Below are 17,405 nucleotides of genomic sequence, written 5' to 3' on the forward strand. Positions count from 1 at the left end.
CGACGAGGAGCGGTCACAGTGCAGCGCTGGCGTGGCTTGGAGGACATCCCCGAGGACTGGGGGCGCAGCGTCGTCACCATCGGTTCCTACGACGGGGTGCACCGCGGGCACCAGCTGATGCTCCGGCACGCCGTGGAACGCGCCCGCGAACGGGGCGTTCCCGCCGTCGTCGTGACCTTCGACCCGCACCCCAGCGAGGTCGTGCGCCCCGGCACCCACCCGCCGCTGCTCGCCCCGCACCACCGCCGTGCCGAACTCATGGCGGACCTGGGAGTGGACGCGGTGCTGATCCTGCCGTTCACCTCCGAGTTCTCACGGCTGTCCCCGGCCGACTTCGTCGTCAAGGTCCTGGTCGACAGGCTGCACGCCGAGGCCGTCGTCGAGGGCCCCAACTTCCGCTTCGGCCACAAGGCCGCCGGAGACGTGGCGTTCCTGGCCGAGCAGGGCAAGACGTACGACTTCGAGGTCGAGGTCGTCGACCTGGTCGTCACCGGCGAGGTGGGCGGCGGACAGCCGTTCTCCTCGACCCTGACCCGGCGACTGGTCGCCGAGGGCGACGTCGAGGGCGCGCGCGAGATCCTCGGCCGGCCCCACCGCGTCGAGGGCGTCGTCGTCCGCGGTGCGCAGCGCGGACGCGAACTGGGCTTCCCGACAGCCAACGTCGAGACCCTCCCGCACACCGCGATCCCCGCCGACGGCGTCTACGCCGGCTGGCTGCACATCGACGGCGAGGCCATGCCCGCCGCGATCTCCGTCGGCACGAACCCGCAGTTCGACGGCACCGAGCGCACGGTCGAGGCGTACGCCATCGACCGCGTCGGACTCGACCTCTACGGCCTGCACGCCGCCGTCGACTTCCTCGCCTTCGTGCGCGGCCAGGCGAAGTTCGACTCGCTGGACGCGCTGCTCGTGGCGATGGGCGAGGACGTGAAGAGGTGCCGGGAGCTGATCGCGGCGTACCGGCCGGAGTAGCGAAGCCGGTCGGCTCCGGCCGTCCGAAGTCGGAGCCGACACAGGGCCCGTACCGTTCACGATCCGTGAACGGTACGGGCCCTCTGCTCGTCTTCCCGATGCCTGCCGCCGCCTCTTACTGCTGAGGCGGAGCCGGCGGGTAGGACTGGCCCGGCTGCGGGTGCTGCGGGTGCTGCGGTGGGTAGGGCTGTCCGGGAGCCGGCTGGCCGGGGTGACCATAGGGCTGCGGGGCGGGGGCCTGGCCGGGGGCCGGCTGACCCGGGTAGGGCTGGCCGGGGTACGGCTGGCCCTGCTGCTGCGGATACGGCTGCTGACCGGGGATCTGCTGGCCGGGCAGAGGCGGGGCGACCACCGGCGGCGGGTTGCCGTCCGAAGTCCACAGGCCGTGCGACTGCTGGTGCCTGGCGATGTCCTCGGCGACCATCGCGGCGAGCGTGAAGTACGCCTCCCGCACCTTCGGCCGCATCATGTCGAGGTCCAACTCGGCGCCGGCCGAGAGGTGTTCGTCGAAGGGCACGACGACGACACCCCGGCAGCGCGTCTCGAAGTGGGAGACGATGTCGTCCACCTTGATCATCTTGCCGGTCTCGCGCACCCCCGAGATGACCGTGAGGGAACGGGCAACCAGGTCCTGGTACCCGTGCGCGGACAGCCAGTCCAGCGTCGTACTGGCGCTGCTCGCCCCGTCCACGGACGGCGTCGAGATGATGATGAGCTGGTCGGCGAGGTCGAGCACCCCGCGCATGGCGCTGTAGAGCAGGCCGGTGCCGGAGTCGGTGAGGATGATCGGGTACTGCTTGCCGAGGATGTCGATCGCGCGCCGGTAGTCCTCGTCGTTGAACGTCGTGGAGACGGCGGGGTCCACGTCGTTGGCGATGATCTCCAGCCCCGAGGCCGCCTGCGAGGTGAACCGCCGGATGTCCATGTACGAGTTGAGGTACGGGATCGCCTGGACGAGGTCACGGATGGTCGCCCCGGTCTCGCGCCGCACGCGACGGCCGAGCGTTCCGGCGTCCGGGTTGGCGTCGATCGCGAGGATCTTGTCCTGCCGCTCCGTGGCGAGTGTCGAGCCGAGGGCCGTGGTGGTCGTCGTCTTGCCGACACCGCCCTTGAGGCTGATGACCGCGATGCGGTAGCAGGACAGCACCGGCGTCCTGATCAGCTCCAACTTCCGCTGCCGCTCGGCCTCCTCCTTCTTGCCCCCCAGCCTGAACCGCCCGCCCCCGGACGCCGGACGGCTGCTCTTCGTCTTCTGCTTCTTGCTGTTCAGCAGCCGGTCGGACGACAACTCCACCGCGGCCGTGTAACCGAGCGGCGCCACACCGGGGTTGGTGGGCTGCCGCTGATCATGCTGCACGGGCTGCGGCCAGGCCGCGCCTGTACGAGGGTCCACGGGGGCGGTGGGAGCGGTGGGCGCTGTGGGATACGGGTGCCCCCCGGGCTGGCCGGGCTGGCCCGTGTGCTCCGGGTGTCCGGGCTGGGCCGGGGGCTGGGGGAAGCCGTAACCGCCCGGGGGAGCAGGGGAGTTGGGCGGACCCTGAGGCGCCGGGGCGCCGGGCGGGAAGCCGTAGCCGGGCTGAGGGGCGGGCTGTTCGGGGTGTCCGGGCTGAACCGGGGGCTGCGGGAAGCCGTAGCCGGCCTGCTGGGGGAGGGGCGCGTGCGGGGGTACGGGCGCACCGGGCTGCGGGAAGCCGTAACCAGGGGCCGGCTGTGCCGGAGGCGGGGTGGGCGCGGGGGTGCCGGGCTGCTCGGGCTGGGCCGGGGCGCCGGGCGGGAAGCCGTAGCCGGGCTGAGGGGCGGGCTGTTCGGGGTGTCCGGGCTGGGCCGGGGGCTGGGGGAAGCCGTAGCCGGCCTGCCGGGGGAGGGGCGCCTGCGGGGGTACGGGCGCAGCGGGCTGCGGGAAGCCGTAACCGGCGGGGGGCGGGGCGTGGGGTGCCTGGGGTGCCGTCGGCTGCTGGTCGGGCGCGGGTGCCGGGGCCGGGATGACGGGCGTCGCGGAGGCGTGCGGTGGGGCGGGGGGCAGGGGTGCGCCGGGGGTGACCGGTGCGCCGGGGGCGGTGGGAGCGCCGGGTGATGCGGGGGCGCCGGGGGTGCCAGTGGTGCCGGGCGCGCCGGTTGGCACAGGGGCCCCGGGGGTGACCGGCGCACCGGGCGTGGCAGGTGCACTGGGCCCACCAGAGGCACCGGGCGTGACGTCGACCGGGTTGCCCCAGGCGGCAGGCGCACCCTGGGGGGCCTGCGGGGGGAACGGCTGCTGCTGGGGCGGCGGCACCGGCTGCTCGCCCTGCGCGGCCGCGGGCTGCTGGTTCGGCACCTCGGGATGCACCGGTGCCGTCGGCGCAACCGGCGGCCACTGTGCTCCCGCGGCAGGCGCCGGCGGCGTGGCCAGTTGGTACGCGGGCGGCAACGGTGGAAGCGCACCCTGCTGCGCCGGAGGCGTCCAGGCGGGAGGCGTCTGCGGTACGCCACCGGGGGCGCCCGGAGCGGGCACGGCGTCCTGGGGCGCGGCCGGCTGAGGCGCGGCGGTCGGGGGCTCTACGGTCTGCGGCGCCGTGTCCTGGGGCTCGGCGGTGCCGGGGGCGCCGTCGACGGGCTCGGCAGGAACGGCGCCATGCGGACCGGAGTTCTGCGGGGCGAGGTCCTGCGCAACGGCGGCCTGCGGTGCGGGGCCCTCAGCCGGTGCCTCATGCGGCACGGAATTCCGCGGGACAGAACTCTCGGCCACGGCATCCTGTTGGGCGACCGCACCCGGCTCGGCCTCGCCGGAGACGACATCCTGCCGCTCGGCACCGTCGGCCGACGCGCCCTCGGGGCCACCGGCCTGAGCGACACCGGCCTGAGCGACACCGGCCTGAGCGACACCGGCCTGAGCGACACCGGCCTGAGCGGCACCGGCCTGAGCGGCACCGGCCTGAGCGGCACCGGCCTGAGCGGCACCGGCCTCTACGGCACCGGCCTCGCCGGACGCATCCGCACCGGCCGACCCCTCGGCGACCACACCGCCGTCGCTGACCTCGCCCTCTTTGGCCTGAGCGTCCTGGCCCTCTCCGCCCTGAGCGTCCTGGCCCGCGCCGGACGACACCACGGCCTCGGCGGGCTGGGGGACAGCGTTGGCACCGGCAGCCGCGTCGGCACCGGCACCCTCCGCACCCTGAGGCGGTGCCTCCGCGGCCGTACCGGCTGTCGTCACGTCCCCGGAGCCAGAAACCCCGGCGTCGGAGCGCGCGGCGTTCGCCGACTCCCCGCCCGCCACCTGCGGCGCGTTCAACTCGAAGTCACCAGCACTCGCAGCACCACGGGCGGCACCCGCGTCAGAGCCCGCACCGGAAGTCGCACCCGCACCCGCTCCGGAGGCACCCTCGGCGGCAGCACCATCCCCGATCTCGCGCTTCATCGCGGCAGCGGAGATCCGCATGGTCGCCCCGCTCTCGATGTCCCCGTGGCCCTCACCCTCGGCGCCGGCCACGGGCGCGGGTGCGGCGGCCGTCGGAGGCCAGGGAGGCGGATACGAACCGGGCACACCGGACATGTCGAGAGGAGCACCGACGGGCGGCGCGAACGGCAGCCCGATCGGCGGCCTCACGGAACCGGCGACCGGAGGAACGCCCGCACCCGTACCCGCCCCCGCACTCGTGTCAGCACCCGCACCCGGTTCCGCACCGGCCCCTCCCGGAGAGGTGTTCTGCGTGTACCAGGCAGGGGGCGCGTAGTCGATGGTGAACTCGCCCGTCATCTCGATGGCGGACTCCGCGTCGGGCTGGTCATCGTCGGGTGTGGCCCAGCCCCCGCGCATCCCGTCCCGATCGCTGCTCACAATTCCTCCTGGTGTGGTCGAGCACCCTCATGCCGTGCTGGGGCGACCGTTCCTGTCGTCTGATGTCGCCGGGCTGATCCCCCCTCGGGCCCCGGGCCAAGTCACACAGCCCGTACCACCCGCGTGCGGGCAACTCGCGACGTGCTGCACCCCAGCCTAATCATCAGGAGCGCGGGCCCGGCAGGCCCGTCTCTCCCGACCGGCTCACCCGAAGCGCCCAAGCGGCCTGAAAGGGGAGCAACTTGGGCATGCTGCCCAGACTGGATCTTCGTGCGCCCGACTTGTCCCCACCGCCGGTGCGGTCTCCCCGCGCACACAGGACCCACAAGGCGAGGGCCCACACAGAACAAGAGGACCGACACGAACAAGAGGACCGACGCAGAACGACAAGTGGACCGACGCAAAACAAGAGGGGCGGGCAGCCGACCCCGGCTCCCCACCCCTGCGCCCGGTCCGCGCCTCGCGCCCGCGCCCCGCCCTCTACGCAGCCGGTGTCCCGTCCCCCGGTGCCGGCTCCAGATCGAACTCCCCGTCCCGTGCCCCCAGTACGAACGCCCGCCACTCTCCCTCCGTGTACCGCAGCACGGTGTCGGGGTCGAGCGAGGACCTCATGGCCACGGCACCCTCCGGGAGGTAGGCGATCTCGACCCGCTCCTGCTGATCCTCGGTCCCCGGCGCGCTGTGCCACTCGACGCCGGAGATGTCGAGGGCGTACAGCTCGTCCTTCTCCCGCTCCTTGCGCGCCTTGAGTTCCTTGTCCTCGGCCTCGGCCATCGCGGCTGGGTCCCTTCGTCCGTGCCAACGAGCTTCGTGTCAACGAGCTTCGTGTCAACAAGCTGTCAGGTCACCCTACTTGTCCTCGTTCGCGCTGGTCAGGGGTTTGCCGATGTCCGCACCCCGCCCGTCGGCGACAGCGTGGTCCACGGCCCGGCCGCTTCCCGCCCGCCCCTTCGGGGTAAAGGTTTCTCCCTCACGTCACCGGCGTCACCCCCACGAGGGAGCACCGAGGGCTGGGGCCGGGGGCGGGATACGGCGGCCACGACGGTCGGCGCTCCTCGCGGAAGACGACCCGGGACGGGGCGGCCCCCGGTCGGTCGGCACCTTGTCGGTCACCCGCCCCCGGTCGGACGTACCCCTCCAAGCTGGTACTCTGTCCCGTGGCCGTTTGTGTGCGCACCCCCGGACTCGGAGGTAGCCCCCAGCGGACCCCCGCCACCCGAGTCACAGAAGCCCCCCTGAGACGCAGACCAGGGGCACTCGATGGCATCAACGAGACTCATGAGGAGTATCGCGTGTCGCTCGACGCCGCTACGAAGAAGCAGATCATCACCGAGTTCGGTACCAAGGAGGGCGACACCGGCTCCCCCGAGGTCCAGGTCGCGATGCTCTCCCGCCGCATCTCGGACCTGACCGAGCACCTCAAGACCCACAAGCACGACCACCACTCCCGCCGTGGTCTGCTGATCCTGGTCGGTCAGCGTCGCCGTCTGCTGCAGTACCTCGCCAAGAAGGACATCCAGCGCTTCCGTGCGCTGGTCGACCGCCTCGGCATCCGCCGCGGTGCGGCGGGCGCCAAGTAGGACGCCGTGAGGGGAGCGGTTCCCGGGAGATCGGGGGACCGCTCCCTTTGCTGTACACACCGGAACTCCGCCGGCCCCGCCGACCCCGTCGGCAGGGGGCGCGCGGCCCCGACGCACGCGGGACGTACGGGCGGAAACGTGCGGAGTGTCACCACCCCTTTGTAGTGTGGTAGCACAACGCAAGAGGCACGACACAGCGTGAGGCGCCCGGAGGGCTGCCGCACGCACACGAACGAGGAGAAGCGCACCTCGCCGCCGCCGGTCCTCGGTAGTGGCCCCCGGGAGATTGCGAACCCCGAGGGCTTCGATCGAAGACCGGCCCGCACCAGACGGCGCGCTTCTCCGCCACCGTCCCCCTGCCACACGGGCAGGCCCAGGGACGAAAGACGAAAAGTATCGGAGAATTTGCTAGTGGAGAACGAGACCCACTACGCCGAGGCCGTCATCGACAACGGCTCCTTCGGCACCCGCACCATCCGTTTCGAGACGGGCCGTCTGGCCCGCCAGGCCGCCGGCTCCGCCGTGGCCTACCTGGACGACGACACCATGGTGCTGTCGGCCACCACGGCTTCCAAGAACCCCAAGGACCAGCTCGACTTCTTCCCCCTCACGGTGGACGTCGAGGAGCGGATGTACGCCGCCGGCAAGATCCCCGGCAGCTTCTTCCGCCGTGAGGGCCGTCCCTCCGAGGACGCCATCCTCACCTGTCGGCTGATCGACCGCCCGCTGCGCCCCTCCTTCAAGAAGGGCCTGCGCAACGAGATCCAGGTCGTCGCCACGATCATGGCGCTCAACCCCGACCACCTGTACGACGTCGTCGCGATCAACGCCGCGTCCGCGTCCACGCAGCTGGCCGGTCTGCCCTTCTCCGGTCCGATCGGCGGCGTCCGCGTCGCGCTGATCAACAACCAGTGGGTGGCCTTCCCGACGCACACCGAGCTCGAGGACGCCGTCTTCGACATGGTCGTCGCGGGCCGCGTCCTGGAGGACGGCGACGTCGCGATCATGATGGTCGAGGCCGAGGCCACCGAGAAGACGATCCAGCTGGTCCAGGGCGGCGCCGAGGCGCCGACCGAGGAGGTCGTCGCCGCCGGTCTGGACGCCGCGAAGCCCTTCATCAAGGTGCTCTGCAAGGCCCAGGCCGACCTCGCGTCGAAGGCCGCCAAGCCCACCGGCGAGTTCCCGGTCTTCCTCGACTACCAGGACGACGTCCTGGAGGCGCTCACCGCCGCGGTCAAGGACGAGCTGACGCAGGCCCTCACCATCGCGGGCAAGCAGGAGCGCGAGGCCGAGCTGGACCGCGTCAAGGGTCTGGCCGCCGAGAAGCTGCTCCCGCAGTTCGAGGGTCGCGAGAAGGAGATCTCCGCCGCGTACCGCTCGCTGACCAAGTCCCTGGTCCGTGAGCGCGTCATCAAGGACAAGGTCCGCATCGACGGCCGCGGCGTCACGGACATCCGTACGCTGGCCGCCGAGGTCGAGGCCATCCCGCGCGTGCACGGCTCGGCGCTGTTCGAGCGTGGCGAGACCCAGATCCTGGGCGTCACCACCCTCAACATGCTCCGGATGGAGCAGCAGCTGGACACCCTCTCCCCGGTGACCCGCAAGCGCTACATGCACAACTACAACTTCCCGCCGTACTCCGTCGGCGAGACCGGCCGCGTCGGCTCCCCCAAGCGCCGCGAGATCGGCCACGGCGCCCTCGCCGAGCGCGCCATCGTGCCGGTGCTGCCGACGCGCGAGGAGTTCCCCTACGCGATCCGTCAGGTGTCCGAGGCCCTCGGCTCCAACGGCTCGACGTCCATGGGCTCGGTCTGCGCCTCCACCATGTCGCTGCTGAACGCCGGTGTGCCCCTCAAGGCCCCCGTCGCCGGTATCGCCATGGGCCTGATCTCCCAGGAGATCAACGGCGAGACGCACTACGTCGCCCTCACCGACATCCTCGGTGCGGAGGACGCCTTCGGCGACATGGACTTCAAGGTCGCCGGCACCAAGGAGTTCGTCACCGCCCTCCAGCTCGACACCAAGCTGGACGGCATCCCCGCCTCCGTCCTGGCCGCCGCCCTCAAGCAGGCCCGTGACGCCCGCCTCCACATCCTCGACGTGATGATGGAAGCGATCGACACGCCGGACGAGATGTCCCCCAACGCCCCGCGGATCATCACCGTCAAGATCCCCGTGGACAAGATCGGCGAGGTCATCGGCCCCAAGGGCAAGATGATCAACCAGATCCAGGAGGACACCGGCGCCGAGATCACGATCGAGGACGACGGCACCATCTACATCGGTGCCCAGCAGGGCTCGCAGGCCGAGGCCGCCCGCGCCACGATCAACGGCATCGCCAACCCGACCATGCCGGAGGTCGGCGAGCGCTACCTGGGCACCGTCGTGAAGACGACGACCTTCGGCGCGTTCGTGTCGCTGCTCCCGGGCAAGGACGGTCTGCTGCACATCTCGCAGATCCGCAAGCTCGCCGGCGGCAAGCGCGTGGAGAACGTCGAGGACGTCGTCGGCGTGGGCTCCAAGGTCCAGGTCGAGATCGCCGAGATCGACTCCCGCGGCAAGCTCTCCCTCATCCCCGTGATCGAGGGCGAAGAGGGCTCCGAGGACAAGAAGGACGACGGCGACAAGTGACGTCCCGTAGCTCCCAGGCGACGGCCCGCACCTCCACGGAGGCGCGGGCCGTCGCCCGTACCCAAACCCTGATCAAGGGCAGAGACGGCATCGGCACGGTCCGCAAGACCACCCTCCCGGGCGGCCTGCGCATCGTCACCGAGACCCTGCCGTCCGTGCGCTCCGCCACCTTCGGCATCTGGGCGCACGTCGGCTCCCGCGACGAGTCGCCCGCGCTGAACGGCGCCACCCACTACCTGGAGCACCTGCTCTTCAAGGGCACCTCGCGCCGCAGCGCGCTCGACATCTCCTCCGCGATCGACGCGGTCGGCGGCGAGATGAACGCGTTCACGGCCAAGGAGTACACGTGCTACTACGCGCGCGTGCTCGACACCGACCTGCCGCTCGCCATCGAGACGGTCTGCGACATGCTCACCGGCTCGCTCATCCGCGAGGAGGACGTCGACGTGGAGCGCGGCGCCATCCTCGAAGAGATCGCGATGACCGAGGACGACCCGGGCGACTGCGTGCACGACCTGTTCGCGCACACCATGTTCGGCGACACCCCCCTCGGCCGCCCGGTCCTCGGCACGGTCGACACCGTCAACGCCCTCACCGCCGACCGCATCCGCCGCTTCTACCGCAAGCACTACGACCCGACCCACCTCGTGGTCGCCTGCGCGGGCAACGTCGACCACAGCAAGGTCGTTCGACAGGTCCGCGCGGCCTTCGAGAGCGCCGGCGCCCTCACCCGCGCCGACGCCACCCCGATCGCCCCGCGCGACGGCCGCCGCGGCCTGCGTACGGCCGGCCGGGTCGAACTGGTCGGCCGCAAGACGGAGCAGGCGCACGTCGTCCTCGGCATGCCCGGCCTCGCCCGCACCGACGAGCGTCGCTGGGCCCTCGGCGTGCTCAACACCGCGCTCGGCGGTGGCATGTCCTCCCGTCTCTTCCAGGAGGTCCGGGAGAAGCGCGGCCTCGCCTACAGCGTGTACTCGTACACGTCCGGCTTCGCCGACTGCGGCCTCTTCGGCGTCTACGCCGGCTGCCGTCCGTCCCAGGTGCACGACGTGCTGAAGATCTGCCGCGACGAACTCGACCGGGTCGCCGAGAACGGGCTGCCCGACGACGAGATCGAGCGCGCCATCGGCCAGCTCCGCGGGTCCACGGTCCTCGGCCTGGAGGACACCGGCGCGATCATGAACCGCATCGGCAAGAGCGAGCTGTGCTGGGGCGAGCAGATGTCCGTCGACGAGATGCTGACCCGCATCGCGATGGTGACCCCGGACGAGATCCGCTCCGTGGCCCGCGAGATTCTGGGCCGGCGGCCTTCCCTGTCGGTGATAGGCCCGCTCAAGGACAAACAGGCGTCCCGTCTCCACGAAGCCGTCGCCTGACACCCCAGTTAAGGAACCAAGCAATGAGCAAGCTGCGCGTGGCGGTCATCGGCGCCCGGGGCCGTATCGGTTCGGAGGCCGTGCGGGCCGTCGAGGCCGCCGAGGACATGGAGCTGGTCGCCGCCCTGAGCCGCGGCGACGAGCTGCGGACCCTGGCGGAGACCGGCGCCCAGGTCGCCGTCGAACTGACCACCCCCGCCTCGGTCATGGACAACCTCGACTTCTGCGTGCGCCACGGCATCCACGCGGTCGTCGGGACGACGGGCTGGACCGACGAACGCCTCGCGCAGCTGGGCGGCTGGCTGGCGAAGTCCCCGGAGACGGGCGTGCTCATCGCGCCCAACTTCTCCATCGGGGCCGTCCTGAACATGAAGTTCGCGCAGATCGCCGCGCCCTACTTCGAGTCGGTGGAGGTCGTCGAACTGCACCACCCGAAGAAGGTCGACGCCCCCTCGGGCACCGCCACGCGCACGGCCCAGCTCATCGCCGAGGCACGGCGCGCGGCAGGCACGGCCCAGGCACCGGACGCCACGGAGACGGCCTTGGACGGCGCGCGCGGCGCGGACGTCGACGGCGTCCCCGTCCACTCCGTCCGCCTGCGCGGCCTGCTGGCCCACCAGGAGGTCCTCCTCGGCGGCGAGGGCGAGACCCTGACCATCCGCCACGACTCCCTCCACCACAGCAGCTTCATGCCGGGCATCCTGCTCGGCGCCCGCCGCGTGGTGACGACCCCGGGCCTCACCTTCGGCCTCGAACACTTCCTCGACCTGGGCTGATCGGGCCGGGAGACGTCATGCGCGCGAAGCTCACCTACGCCGTCACGGCAGCCGTCCTGGTCGTCTACTTCGTCCTGGTCGGCAGCCGCGGGGTCCTGCTCATCGAAACCGGCACACCGATCACGATCGCCTTCGGTGTCGCCGTACTCGTCCTGCCGGGGATCGGCCTGTGGTTCCTCTGGAAGAACACCCAGTTCGTCCGCAGGGCCAACCAGCTCGCCGCCGAACTCGACGCCGAAGGCGGCCTGCCCGTCGACGAGTTGAAGCGGACCCCGAGCGGCCGCATCGACCGCGACTCGGCCGACGAGGTCTTCGCGCGCCGCAAGGAGGAGACCGAGGACGCTCCCGACGACTGGCGCACCTGGTTCCGGCTCGCCGTCGCCTACCACGACGCCCGCGACACCCCCCGGGCCCGCAAGGCCATGCAGCGCGCGATCGCCCTCCACGACGGCAGACCGGCACCGACCGCCTGACTGCCGCCGCCCGCACGGGCGCGGTCGCGTACGACTGAGGGGCCGATCCGCACAGCGGACCAGCCCCTCAGTCGTATGTGCGATTACGCGGCGCGCCCGTACTCCGCCGCCCACGCCTCGATCGTGTCGGCCGCCTTGTCGAAGGCCTCCGTACGCGCCAGGAAGTCGGCGTTGTGCGTGGTCATCAGCGGCGTCACGTACTCCTGCACCCGGTCCGTACGGACGAGGAGCAACGCCTGTCCCTGCACGGACCGGGGCAGCCCGAGCCACCGCACCGGCTGCTGCACGGTACGCACCGAGACGCTGGCCTCCCACGACGCGGTACGCGTGCGGAAGAAGCCCACCTGACGCACTCCCCGCGCACTCACCCAGATGCCGACCCGCAGCAGCCGCAGGGCGCAGCCGATGACCAGCAGGGCCGCGCCGAAGCAGATCGCACCGGCCTGCGGGGTGTCGGCCACCGCGATGATGACGGCCGCGGCCAGCACGTACGAGGCGAGCAGCAGCAGGAGCGCGGCCGCGCCGACCCGCCAGGGGCCGGGGCGGTAGGGGCGTCGCCAGCGGTCGCGGTCCTCGAACGGCAGCGCCTCGTCCACCGTGTGGGCGAAGGCGCGGTCGGCGGTCAGGAAGGGCAGGGGCACGGCTGGTCCTCACTCGATCCACGCACAGCTTTCGCCGGGTGAGGCTACCGAGCCGGGCCCCCGCCCACCACTTTCGGGGGTCCAACAGGGGCACAAGGGGAACAAGTCGGGGCATCCGACGTCTCGTCGATGTCATTCGGCGTCTCATCGATGCCGGGCCGTAGAGTGGGCGCCGCCCGAGAGCAGCCATGGGAAGGACCCTCCGAGCCGTGTCAGAAACCCCCGCCGACGATCTCAAGCCCAGCTTCCGCAGTGATGTCACCGTCGACCTGGTGAAGCACAGCGCGGCCGACTCGGACGTGTTGTGGGCCGCCCGAGTCTCCACCGCCGGCGAACAGTCCCTGGAGGAGCTGACGAAGGATCCCGAGCGCTCCAAGGGCCTCATCAACTATCTGATGCGCGACCGGCACGGCAGCCCCTTCGAGCACAACTCGATGACCTTCTTCATCAGCGCCCCGATCTTCGTCTTCCGCGAGTTCATGCGGCACCGGGTGGGCTGGTGCGTCGCCGGAGATACAGAGATCACGCTGGAGAGCGAGGCCGGCAATCTCAGGCGGCGCTCCATCGCGGAGCTCTACAAGCTCTGGCACCTCGGAGTTGAGGACCGCCTTCCGCATTCCGCCGGTGGAGTGACCTGGCACAGCCGGGCCGGGAAGTGGATGGCGCAGGTCCGGCGCGGCGAGAAGAACCACTACCTCGGCCTGTACGAGAGTCGTGAGGCCGCCGAGTCCGCCGTGGCGGAATTCCGGGAACTGCACCCCAGTACCCGTATCCGCAAGCTCGAACCGGTCCGTCGCAACCATGTGCGCTGCTACGACGAGGAGACGCTGCTGGCCCAGCGAGCCAGGATCGTCGACGTCATCGAGTCCGGGGTGAAGCCGCTCATCAGGATCACCACCGAGTCCGGGAAGACGCTCCGCTGCACGGTCGATCACGCGGTGCTGACGCCCGAGGGCTGGAGCAAGGCCGGGGAATTGGCCGTCGGGGACGCGGTCATGGCGGCGGGAACCGTCCCCCGCCCGTCGGAGGCACTGGTCCCGCCGAGCCTGCGTCGCGGCATCGGCGTGTGGACCTCCATGCACCGAGAGCGGCTGATCAAGGAGATCGACGCCTGCCACCTCTGTGGCCAGGATTTCCCCCGGGCGGAACTCGCCCTGGACCACGTGGTTCCGGTGGCGGGCGATCTGTCCCGGGCCCTCGACGAGAAGAACCTCGCCCCCGCGTGTGAACCGTGCCATGCGATCAAGAGTGCCGGCGAGCAGGCCCTGGCCCGTCGAGACGACAAGATCGCCAAAGCCGTTCCGGACCGGATCGTCGCCGTCGAACAGGACGGCGAGGAGATGACGTACGACCTCTCCGTGGAAGGCCCCTGGCACAACTTCCTCGCGAACGGGATCGTCGTCCACAATTCGTACAACGAGGAGTCGGGCCGCTATCGGGAACTCCTGCCCCACTTCTACGTTCCTGACGAGGCCCGCAAGCTCGTCCAGGAGGGCAGGCCCGGCAAGTACGTCTTCGTGGAGGGCACGCAGGCGCAGCAGGAGCTGGTCGGGCGGGTCATGGAGGACTCGTACGTCCACGCGTACGAGGCGTACCAGGAGATGCTCGCCGCCGGAGTGGCCCGGGAGGTCGCGCGCGCGGTGCTGCCCGTCGGTCTCTTCTCCTCGATGTACGCCACCTGCAACGCCCGCTCGCTGATGCACTTCCTCGGTCTGCGCACCCAGCACGAGCTCGCGAAGGTGCCGTCCTTCCCCCAGCGGGAGATCGAGATGGTGGGCGAGCGGATGGAGGCGGAGTGGGCGCGGCTCATGCCGCTGACACACGCCGCGTTCAATGCGAACGGCCGGGTCGCGCCGTAGCGGGCCGTCGAGTTTCGGCCAGGCACAGATGTACGGGTCAGCCGAGCGAAGTGTCCGTATTGCGGCATTTCGAGAAGTTCATCTAGCCTGATCAAACGGACCCGGCACTGCTTGAACCCCCGAGCAGGCAGTGCCGGGCTCCGCATTTGTCCTGACTTTTCCCGCCCCCCGAGGGCAGACCGTGCCCTGAGCAGCGAGTAGCGTGTTACCCATGGCTCCGACCTCGACTCCGCAGACCCCCTTCGGGCGGGTCCTCACCGCCATGGTCACGCCCTTCACGGCGGACGGCGCACTCGACCTCGACGGCGCGCAGCGGCTCGCCACCCACCTGGTGGACGCAGGCAACGACGGCCTGGTCATCAACGGCACCACCGGCGAGTCCCCCACCACCGGTGACGCGGAGAAATCGGACCTGGTACGAGCCGTCCTCGAAGCCGTCGGCGACCGCGCCCACATCATCGCCGGCGTCGGCACCAACGACACCCACCACAGCATCGAGCTGGCCCGCGCCGCCGAGAAGACCGGCGCCCACGGCCTCCTCGTCGTCACGCCGTACTACAACAAGCCCCCGCAGGAGGGCCTGTACCGCCACTTCAAGGCGATCGCCGACGCCGCCGAGCTGCCGGTGATGCTGTACGACATCCCCGGCCGCAGCGGCGTCCCGATCGACACCGAGACGATCGTCCGACTCGCCGAGCACCCGCGCATCGTCGCCAACAAGGACGCCAAGGGCGACCTCGGCCGCGCCAGCTGGGCCATCGCCCGCTCCGGTCTCGCCTGGTACTCCGGCGACGACATGCTGAACCTCCCGCTGCTCTCCGTGGGCGCGGTCGGCTTCGTCTCGGTCGTCGGCCACGTCGTCACCCCCGAGCTGCGCGCCCTCGTCGACGCGTACGTCTCCGGTGACGTCCAGAAGGCCACCGAGATCCACCAGAAGCTGCTCCCGGTCTTCACCGGCATGTTCCGCACCCAGGGCGTGATGACCACCAAGGCGGCGCTCGCCCTCCAGGGTCTGCCGTCCGGACCACTGCGCGCCCCCATGGTCGAGCTTTCGCCCGAGGAGACCGCCCAGCTCAAGATCGATCTTGGTGCCGGCGGGGTACAGCTCTGACAACGGACTTCGCACGACGCGCCGACCAGACTTCACAACTGAATAGGCAGGACGAAAGCGCCTGCGTCCCCATCCACAACTGCATTTGCACGAACGTCATGCGCGCCATGTGCCCCGGGTACGTGGCGCGCATGGTGAGGAGAGTCTTTTGAGTCATCCGCATCCTGAACTCGGCCCACCGCCCCCGCTCCCGGAGGGTGGCCTGCGGGTCACCCCACTGGGAGGCCTCGGCGAGATCGGCCGGAACATGACCGTCTTCGAATACGGCGGCCGGCTGCTGATCGTGGACTGCGGGGTGCTCTTCCCCGAGGAGGAGCAGCCCGGAATCGACCTGATCCTGCCGGACTTCTCGTCCGTCAGGGACCGCCTCGACGACATCGAGGGCATCGTCCTCACGCACGGTCACGAGGACCACATCGGAGCGGTCCCGTACCTGCTCCGCGAGAAGCCCGACATCCCGCTGATCGGCTCCAAGCTGACCCTCGCGCTCATCGAGGCCAAGCTCCAGGAGCACCGCATCCGCCCGTACACCCTTGAGGTGACCGAGGGGAACCGCGAGCGCATCGGTCCCTTCGACTGCGAGTTCGTCGCGGTCAACCACTCCATCCCGGACGCCCTGGCCGTGGCCATCCGCACGCCCGCGGGCATGGTCGTCCACACGGGCGACTTCAAGATGGACCAGCTCCCGCTGGACAACCGCCTGACAGATCTCCACGCGTTCGCACGGCTGAGCGAGGAGGGCATCGATCTCCTTCTCTCCGATTCCACGAACGCCGAGGTCCCGGGTTTCGTTCCGCCCGAGCGCGACATCTCCAACGTCCTGCGTCAGGTCTTCGCGGGCGCCGGCAAGCGGATCATCGTGGCCAGCTTCGCCAGCCACATCCACCGCATCCAGCAGATCCTCGACGCCGCCCACGAGTACGGCCGCAGGGTCGCCTTCGTCGGCCGCTCGATGGTCCGCAACATGGGCATCGCCAGGGACCTCGGCTATCTGAAGGTGCCGCCGGGCCTGGTCGTGGACGTCAAGACGCTCGACGACCTGCCGGACCACGAGATCGTCCTCGTGTGCACCGGTTCGCAGGGCGAGCCGATGGCCGCCCTGTCCCGCATGGCCAACCGGGACCACCAGATCCGTATCGTCCAGGGCGACACGGTGATCCTGGCCTCGTCCCTGATTCCCGGCAACGAGAACGCGGTCTACCGCGTCATCAACGGCCTGACCCGCTGGGGCGCCAACGTCGTCCACAAGGGCAACGCCAAGGTCCATGTCTCCGGACACGCCTCGGCCGGTGAGTTGCTGTACTTCTACAACATCTGCCGCCCGAAGAACCTGATGCCGGTGCACGGCGAATGGCGGCACCTGCGCGCCAACGCCGAACTGGGCGCCCTGACAGGCGTCCCGCACGACCGCATCGTCATCGCCGAGGACGGCGTGGTCGTCGACCTCATCGAGGGCAAGGCCAGGATCTCGGGCAAGGTCCAGGCCGGCTACGTGTACGTCGACGGCCTCTCGGTCGGCGACGTGGGCGAACCTGCCCTGAAGGACCGGAGGATCCTGGGCGACGAGGGCATCATCTCCGTCTTCGTCGTCGTGGACTCCTCCACCGGCAAGATCACCGGCGGTCCGCACATCCAGGCTCGCGGTTCCGGCATCGAGGACTCCGCCTTCAGCGCGGTCGCCCCGAAGATCACGGAAGTCCTGGAGAGGTCGGCGCAGGACGGGGTCGTCGAACCCCACCAGCTGCAACAGCTCATCCGCCGCACCCTCGGCAAGTGGGTCTCCGACACCTACCGGCGCCGGCCGATGATCCTGCCTGTGGTGGTTGAGGTCTGACCCACCGTCAGTGCCTCCTCAGGAGCGGGGCCCCTCGATTTGCATCGGGGCGCCCCGCTCCAGTACGTTTACGGCTCCGCCCAGGGGGAACCCGACGCAACTGAGCGTCAGGAGCCACCCGGACCGGGCGGAAATTCCGACTCAGAACTTCTGATAAAGTCGGAGTCGCCGGAAAGGGAAACGCGAAAGCGGAAACCTGGAAAGCACCGAGGAAATCGGAACCGGAAACGGTCTGATAGAGTCGGAAACGCAAGACCGAAGGGAAACTGCCCGGAGGAAAGCCCGAGAGTAGCTTGGGTGAGTACAAAGGAAGCGTCCGTTCCTTGAGAACTCAACAG

Annotated in this window: 11 protein-coding genes and 4 pseudogenes; 11 read left to right on the forward strand and 4 right to left on the reverse strand. The window is 70.4% G+C overall.

Annotated elements, in window-relative coordinates:
* The first annotated feature begins 18 nt into the window (after positions 1–18).
* Entirely contained in the window at positions 19–972 is a 954-nt protein-coding gene (locus tag ACWCRJ_RS38335) for a bifunctional riboflavin kinase/FAD synthetase (RefSeq protein WP_450943634.1), read from the forward strand.
* A 115-nt stretch (positions 973–1,087) separates the two neighbouring features.
* Here the strand turns inward: ACWCRJ_RS38335 and ACWCRJ_RS38340 are convergent, their stop codons facing one another.
* The 3 genes and pseudogenes from ACWCRJ_RS38340 to ACWCRJ_RS38350 all read right to left on the reverse strand — a co-directional run bounded on the left by ACWCRJ_RS38340 (position 1,088) and on the right by ACWCRJ_RS38350 (position 5,560).
* Positions 1,088–3,697, reverse strand: coding sequence for a nucleotide-binding protein (locus ACWCRJ_RS38340; RefSeq protein ID WP_450943642.1), 2,610 nt, complete (start codon positions 3,695–3,697; stop codon positions 1,088–1,090).
* 960 nt (positions 3,698–4,657) lie between these two features.
* A pseudogene (locus ACWCRJ_RS38345) lies at positions 4,658–4,786 on the reverse strand (SCO5717 family growth-regulating ATPase); the annotation flags it as partial.
* 480 nt (positions 4,787–5,266) lie between these two features.
* Positions 5,267–5,560 (reverse strand): DUF397 domain-containing protein, encoded by a 294-nt coding sequence (locus tag ACWCRJ_RS38350; protein WP_450943635.1) that lies wholly within the window; start codon positions 5,558–5,560, stop codon positions 5,267–5,269.
* A gap of 518 nt (positions 5,561–6,078) precedes the next feature.
* On the opposite strand from ACWCRJ_RS38350, the gene rpsO reads away from it, so the two are divergent.
* The 5 genes from rpsO (at position 6,079) to ACWCRJ_RS38375 (ending at position 11,622) form a co-directional block, all read left to right on the forward strand.
* The gene (rpsO, locus tag ACWCRJ_RS38355) at positions 6,079–6,366 is read left to right on the forward strand and encodes a 30S ribosomal protein S15 (RefSeq protein WP_005479656.1); all 288 of its coding nucleotides are present in this window, start codon (positions 6,079–6,081) and stop codon (positions 6,364–6,366) included.
* 411 nt (positions 6,367–6,777) lie between these two features.
* The gene (locus tag ACWCRJ_RS38360) at positions 6,778–8,997 is read left to right on the forward strand and encodes a polyribonucleotide nucleotidyltransferase (protein ID WP_383896140.1); all 2,220 of its coding nucleotides are present in this window, start codon (positions 6,778–6,780) and stop codon (positions 8,995–8,997) included.
* On the forward strand, positions 8,994–10,373 hold the full coding sequence (locus tag ACWCRJ_RS38365; protein ID WP_450943636.1) for a M16 family metallopeptidase: 1,380 nt from the start codon (positions 8,994–8,996) through the stop codon (positions 10,371–10,373). The genes ACWCRJ_RS38360 and ACWCRJ_RS38365 overlap by 4 nt, the downstream gene beginning before the upstream one ends.
* 23 nt (positions 10,374–10,396) lie before the next feature.
* The gene (dapB, locus tag ACWCRJ_RS38370) at positions 10,397–11,149 is read left to right on the forward strand and encodes a 4-hydroxy-tetrahydrodipicolinate reductase (protein ID WP_450943637.1); all 753 of its coding nucleotides are present in this window, start codon (positions 10,397–10,399) and stop codon (positions 11,147–11,149) included.
* 17 nt (positions 11,150–11,166) lie between these two features.
* Positions 11,167–11,622, forward strand: a complete 456-nt coding sequence (locus tag ACWCRJ_RS38375; RefSeq protein WP_319369368.1) for a tetratricopeptide repeat protein — start codon at positions 11,167–11,169, stop codon at positions 11,620–11,622.
* Between the two features lie 83 nt (positions 11,623–11,705).
* Here ACWCRJ_RS38375 and ACWCRJ_RS38380 read toward each other — a convergent pair whose 3' ends face one another.
* The gene (locus ACWCRJ_RS38380; RefSeq protein ID WP_450943638.1) at positions 11,706–12,263 is read right to left on the reverse strand and encodes a hypothetical protein; all 558 of its coding nucleotides are present in this window, start codon (positions 12,261–12,263) and stop codon (positions 11,706–11,708) included.
* A gap of 209 nt (positions 12,264–12,472) precedes the next feature.
* Between ACWCRJ_RS38380 and ACWCRJ_RS38385 the strand changes: the two are divergent.
* The 5 genes and pseudogenes from ACWCRJ_RS38385 to ACWCRJ_RS38405 all read left to right on the forward strand — a co-directional run.
* Positions 12,473–12,763 (forward strand): annotated as a pseudogene (locus tag ACWCRJ_RS38385) (FAD-dependent thymidylate synthase); the annotation flags it as partial.
* A 159-nt stretch (positions 12,764–12,922) separates the two neighbouring features.
* Positions 12,923–13,669: pseudogene (locus ACWCRJ_RS38390) on the forward strand (HNH endonuclease); the annotation flags it as partial.
* Positions 13,670–13,672: 3 nt separating this feature from the next.
* Positions 13,673–14,122: pseudogene (gene thyX, locus ACWCRJ_RS38395) on the forward strand (FAD-dependent thymidylate synthase); the annotation flags it as partial.
* A 211-nt stretch (positions 14,123–14,333) separates the two neighbouring features.
* Positions 14,334–15,233, forward strand: a complete 900-nt coding sequence (dapA, locus tag ACWCRJ_RS38400) for a 4-hydroxy-tetrahydrodipicolinate synthase (protein WP_450943639.1) — start codon at positions 14,334–14,336, stop codon at positions 15,231–15,233.
* A gap of 148 nt (positions 15,234–15,381) precedes the next feature.
* The gene (locus tag ACWCRJ_RS38405) at positions 15,382–17,067 is read left to right on the forward strand and encodes a ribonuclease J (RefSeq protein WP_450943640.1); all 1,686 of its coding nucleotides are present in this window, start codon (positions 15,382–15,384) and stop codon (positions 17,065–17,067) included.
* Positions 17,068–17,405: the final 338 nt, after the last annotated feature.

Source organism: Streptomyces sp. NPDC002324 (genome assembly GCF_053593335.1).